Source organism: Gilliamella sp. Lep-s35, from assembly GCF_009795845.1.
Lineage (GTDB): Bacteria > Pseudomonadota > Gammaproteobacteria > Enterobacterales > Orbaceae > Gilliamella.
Map to the genome: position 1 here is coordinate 1 of NZ_WTEX01000046.1, position 5,575 is coordinate 5,575.

5 protein-coding genes are annotated in these 5,575 nt (G+C 36.2%); all 5 read right to left on the reverse strand.

Going from position 1 to position 5,575, the window contains the following annotated elements; translation table 11 throughout:
- Positions 1-54 precede the first annotated feature (54 nt).
- The 5 genes from GQ590_RS11565 to GQ590_RS11585 all read right to left on the reverse strand — a co-directional run bounded on the left by GQ590_RS11565 (position 55) and on the right by GQ590_RS11585 (position 5,492).
- Entirely contained in the window at positions 55-315 is a 261-nt protein-coding gene (locus GQ590_RS11565) for a DUF3969 family protein (RefSeq protein WP_160408012.1), read from the reverse strand.
- Positions 316-581: 266 nt separating this feature from the next.
- Entirely contained in the window at positions 582-986 is a 405-nt protein-coding gene (gene mutT / locus GQ590_RS11570) for an 8-oxo-dGTP diphosphatase MutT (RefSeq protein WP_160408010.1), read from the reverse strand.
- 117 nt (positions 987-1,103) lie between these two features.
- Positions 1,104-3,830 carry a preprotein translocase subunit SecA gene (gene secA / locus GQ590_RS11575; protein WP_160408008.1) on the reverse strand — a complete coding sequence of 909 codons (2,727 nt, stop codon included), beginning with the start codon at positions 3,828-3,830 and terminating at the stop codon, positions 1,104-1,106.
- A gap of 77 nt (positions 3,831-3,907) precedes the next feature.
- Positions 3,908-4,252, reverse strand: coding sequence for a hypothetical protein (locus GQ590_RS11580; RefSeq protein ID WP_160408006.1), 345 nt, complete (start codon positions 4,250-4,252; stop codon positions 3,908-3,910).
- A 1,015-nt stretch (positions 4,253-5,267) separates the two neighbouring features.
- Entirely contained in the window at positions 5,268-5,492 is a 225-nt protein-coding gene (locus tag GQ590_RS11585; RefSeq protein WP_160408004.1) for a hypothetical protein, read from the reverse strand.
- Positions 5,493-5,575: the final 83 nt, after the last annotated feature.

The window sequence follows — 5,575 nt, forward strand, 5'->3', positions numbered from 1 at the left end:
ATGATTTTGGCGGTTTGATTCATTTCTGACTCTCCTTTTGTGTTATAAAATAACTTAAATGTCAGATTGAGTGAAGACTATTACAGTTAAACTATAAATATCTTCTAATTCAGTACCTAGCCATATTGATTGAATAACAGAATAATCAATTCCAACCTTTTCTAGGTTAGATGCTATACCGGGCGAGAAGAATATTTTCTCAGCTTCATCAATACTAATGTTTTTATTTAACATAGCTTCAATCACTCCTACAAGAGTAATTGATAAAAAATATTCTATTTCATCTAATTTATTTGTAGTCAATTCTACTTTCATTATTTTATACTCCAACCAAGTTTAACTTTAACATTAAATACACTTCCAGTTTGACTTTGGAAATAATGAATTGAAACTCTCTTGTCTGATATGTAGAAAAACCCATAAGGCATTTTTCCTAAAATCGCTTTATGGATTTTAACTGCAAACACCCCATTTTAAGTGCAAAACTCGCACAGAAAATTATGTTGCCTGTTTTAGTGTTTTATATTCAATGGGAGTATTGTCAAATTACGACAAACAAGGTGGCGAGCAATTCCTGCAAATTAGATTTGTTTATCTAAGTTCTTTAGCATCTCAATAATTGGCCTATTGGCATCTGGAAACTCATCAGCATTTAGCTCTTCTTGATCAACCCAGCGGCTTGGTTGGCCTTCTTTTGCAAATGGCACACCATCCCATTCTTCAATCAAATAGGCATGAATAGTGATATCTCGGTCTTCATAGCTGTGTTCAAAAACTTTTAAAAACTGGGCTTGATGAATATGGATGTCAACTTCTTCGGCGATTTCACGTTGTAAGGTTTGATATGGGGTTTCGTGGGCTTCTATTTTCCCCCCAGGGAATTCCCAAAAACCAGCAAGATGGGAATCTTCACCGCGTTGGGTGATAAAGATTTGACAATTTTGTGAACGAATAATACCTACAGCAATTTCAGTATGTTTTTTCATAATCCTGTCTGTTTATCTGTAAACTTAGGGAAAGTGAGTACTTTCCCTTTTTATTTTATCACCGATCTTAATCGGTGATTTAAGCATCAATTTATTAGATAATACTAAATTTTTGTCTTAATTAACAGCACCATGACAATGTTTATATTTTTTACCGGAACCACAATGACATGAATCATTACGTCCTACTTTGGCCTGTGCACGTACCATTGGTTGTGATGTGCCTGCTAGTTGGGATTGCTCACCACTTATATCAGCTAGTGATTCGTGATTAGCTTGTTGTTTAGCCATTAATTTTTCCATTTCGGCAAGGCGTTGGCGTTCTGCTTCGTCTACTTCTTCTTGTGAACGAATTTGTACACGGCTTAAAATACCAATAACATCATATTTTAACGATTCTAACATGCTAGCAAACATATTAAACGATTCTCGCTTATATTCTTGTTTTGGATCTTTTTGCGCATAACCGCGTAAGTGGATACCTTGGCGTAAGTAATCCATTGAAGCTAAATGCTCTTTCCAAAGCGTATCAAGGGTTTGTAGCATGACGCTTTTTTCAAAGTGTCTAAATGCTTCAGCTCCTGCGATATTTTCTTTCTCTAGATATCTGTCTTGCGCCATTTGTAAGATACGTTCACGCAAGATTTCTTCATGTAGATTTTGCTCTTCATCTAACCATTTTGTTATTGGTAAATCTAAATCAAAGTCTGTTTTTAGTGCCGATTCAAGCCCCGGAATATCCCACATTTCCTCAATTGATTGTGGTGGAATATATTGGTCGATTAAGGCGTTAAATACATCACCGCGGATCGAGTCTATGGTCTCTTTTATGTCGCTGTTATCAAGTAAGTCGTTTCGTTCACGGTAAATAACTTTTCGTTGATCGTTGGCAACATCGTCATATTCTAGAAGTTGTTTACGAATATCAAAGTTGCGACTTTCAACTTTCTTTTGCGCATTGGCAATGGCTTTGGTTACCCATGAGTGTTCAATGGCTTCGCCTTCTTTCATGCCTAGTTTGCGCATCATGCCGCCAATGCGGTCTGATGCAAAGATTCGCATTAATGGATCTTCAAGCGATAGGTAAAAACGTGAAGCCCCTGGGTCACCTTGACGGCCTGCGCGACCACGCAACTGATTGTCGATACGACGTGATTCATGGCGTTCAGTACCTAAAATATACAGCCCTCCTAATGCAATCACTTCTTCGTGTTTTGCTTGCCAAGCTTGTTTGGCTAGTTCAATGTCTTCTGGGGTTGGGTTTTCTATTTTTGCTATTTCGCTTTGCCAGTTTCCACCTAGCATAATGTCGGTACCCCGCCCAGCCATGTTGGTAGCAATGGTTACTGCGCCTTTGCTACCAGCATTAGCAATAATTTCGGCTTCTTGAGCATGGAATTTGGCATTTAAAACATTGTGTTTAATACCTGCTTTTTTAAATGCTTGTGAAACAAGCTCGGATTTTTCGATCGATGCGGTACCAACAAGGACAGGTTGTCCACGTTTTACACATTCTTGTACATCTGCCACAATTGCGTTTATCTTTTCTTTTTCAGTCATATAGACCAGATCGGATTGATCTTTTCGTTGCATTGGGCGATTGGTTGGGATAACAATGGTGTCTAAACCATAAATTTGGTTAAATTCAAATGCTTCAGTATCTGCCGTACCAGTCATTCCAGCCAGTTTTTCGTATAAGCGGAAATAGTTTTGGAAGGTGATTGAAGCCAGAGTTTGGTTTTCGTTTTGGATTTTAACGTGCTCTTTGGCTTCAACCGCTTGATGTAAGCCATCAGACCAACGACGGCCATCCATGGTACGACCAGTATGTTCGTCAACGATGATGATTTCATTGTCTTTAACAATGTAATCAACGTCGCGGTGGAATAGGTGATGGGCGCGTAGAGCAGCATTAACATGATGCATTAATACGATGTTACTCGGTGCATAAAGTGATTCTTCATTTTTCATGATGCCTTGTTTTATAAGCAATTCTTCAACTTTAATTAATCCACGCTCTGTTAAGTTAACTTGACGGGATTTTTCATCAATAGAAAAGTCGCCATCGCCTTGGAATTGTTCAGAGTCTTCTTTTTCTTGTCGAACTAGGTGTGGAATTATTTTGTCGACACTAATGTATTTGTCTGAGCTGTCTTCTGCTTGTCCTGAAATAATCAGTGGCGTTCTGGCTTCGTCAATAAGGATTGAGTCAACTTCATCGACTAAAGCGTAATGCAGTGGGCGCTGTACGCGTGATTCTTTGTTAAATACCATGTTATCACGCAGATAATCAAAGCCATATTCATTGTTGGTACCATAGGTGATGTCGGCATTGTAAGCGTTGCGTTTTTCATGCGCTGGCATGTTTGGTAGGTTGATGCCAACGGTTAACCCTAAAAATTCGAATAACGGGCGGTTATTTTCAGCATCGCGTTGTGCTAAATAGTCATTAACGGTAATGACATGCACCCCTTTGCCTGTTAAAGCATTTAAATAAGCAGGTAATGTTGCTGTTAAGGTTTTACCCTCACCAGTGCGCATTTCGGCAATGCAACGTTCGTTTAATACCATACCGCCGATTAGCTGTACATCAAAATGACGCATACCAAACACACGTTTACTTGCTTCACGCACTACGGCAAAAGCTTCTTCTAAAATATCGTCTAATTGAGTTCCTGTGGCAATTTTTTGTTGGAATTCTGCGGTTTTGGCTTTGAGTTCTGCATCTGATAATGCTTCCATTGCTGGTTCAAAGGTGTTGATTCTTTCTACTCGCTTACGCATATTTTTTAATACACGCTCATTACGGCTACCAAATACTTTTGTTAATAACTTTAATAACATAACTGTTCTCTTGTTTTTCAATACGGATTTTAAGGCATTCGCCTTGTATAAAAATTAGTTTTATTTGAGTGTAAATTCTAAGAGATCGCTTTTGGTCCAGCTCGTATGCCGTTGTAAGGGGATAGTCGGATTGTCTTGCTAGGAGAAAGATCATCATAATTAGGCGTTATTAAAAATGCTACAGTATGCTGTTTTTTGGTAGATGCTAGCGTTTGTGACGTTCTTTTTGCTGTTTCTTGGTGATCTTGTACAATGGATGTGATGGCACTAATTCCACTGTGTGAAACGTCAGATTCCGATGGAAGCGCTTCGTTTTGACATAAACCAAATCCAGCAGCAATCACACCTAATAATAAGTGCGATAAAGCGGTTTTGATAATCAAACGTTTGCTGAGTTTTTGCCAGTAGTTAATGACGATCATAATCTGCGCATTTTAGCATTTTTTAGCAAAAGAAAAAACCCTTATTACAAGGGGAATAATGTGATAAAAGGAATTTTAATAAGATGATAGGTTTATAAAAACCGCTGTCGTCAGTTGAATTAAGTTTATAACAAGTTAATTAATAGTTATATTTTAATTTTAACTAATTAAAATATAACTAAACGTATAACTATAATAATTTATTTAACATAATACTAATCATAATGTGTAGAAATCCCTCGCGTTGTTTACAGTAATTTGAGAAAAGACTGTAATGAATATACATAAAAAAACAACACTAACGCCTTATCACAGACAAGAAATATGGCGCTTATATCATAAAGAAAAAATAACGGTCACTGATTTGGCAAAATGCTTTATGGTCATTCGCTAGAGCATTTATAATATGCTAAAAAAGCCTGATTAAAGCTGTTTGTGCTTTTAACCAGTAAGAATGAACGTTATAAAACCATCAGCTAGGATATTAAACGTTTGTTTAAAATAAAAAAAACATTGAAAATAAATTAAGACGGTAAGCTAAAAGTGATAACAAAACTTATCCGAGCGAAATGCTACAGGTTGATTGTAATAATTCATTGATAATAGAAATAAGGGAATAAATAAAAATTTGCGGGAATAAATTGGATTAGGCTTGATGGAATAAGGGATTGTAGAGAATTGAAAAAATAAAGCGGCGAAAAATTCAAAATGAAAATAAAATATAAAACGGCTTGGTTTTTTCGTTGAAATTAGTAACGTGGGTCAGCCGTTTAAGTTGCGTTTAAAAATTATTTAAAAGTTATTTGTAAGGGCTAGTTAAAATCATTTCTACTTTAGCTATTACTTTTATATGTGAGTCTGCATTATCTAGTTTTATTGTAAATGATTTGTACGCCTTATTGTCGTTTATTATATAAATAGTATTTGTGTTTAAATCCTGCTGTAATCTATATATAACATATGACTCTTTTATCTTCAATAAGTAGATCCCATTCAAAATATTGTGCAGCGCTTCTTATTGTACGTTTAATAGCGCAATATCGCCCTCATTGATTGTTGGGGTCATTGTATCGTTACTTACTCTGATAATAGCTAACCTAGAATTAAATAGGCCCGTTTTTAGTAGCCAGTATTTGCTTAATACAAAATTTTCTCTTATATCCATCATGTCTGATGGTGATTCGTTTTTGTTCGGTTCATTGGGAAATAAAATTGATGTTAGATGTGGAATAATCTGCAATAGTCTTCACTCAATCTGACATTTAAGTTATTTTATAACACAAAAGGAGAGTCAGAAATGAATCAAACCGCCAAAATCATTAA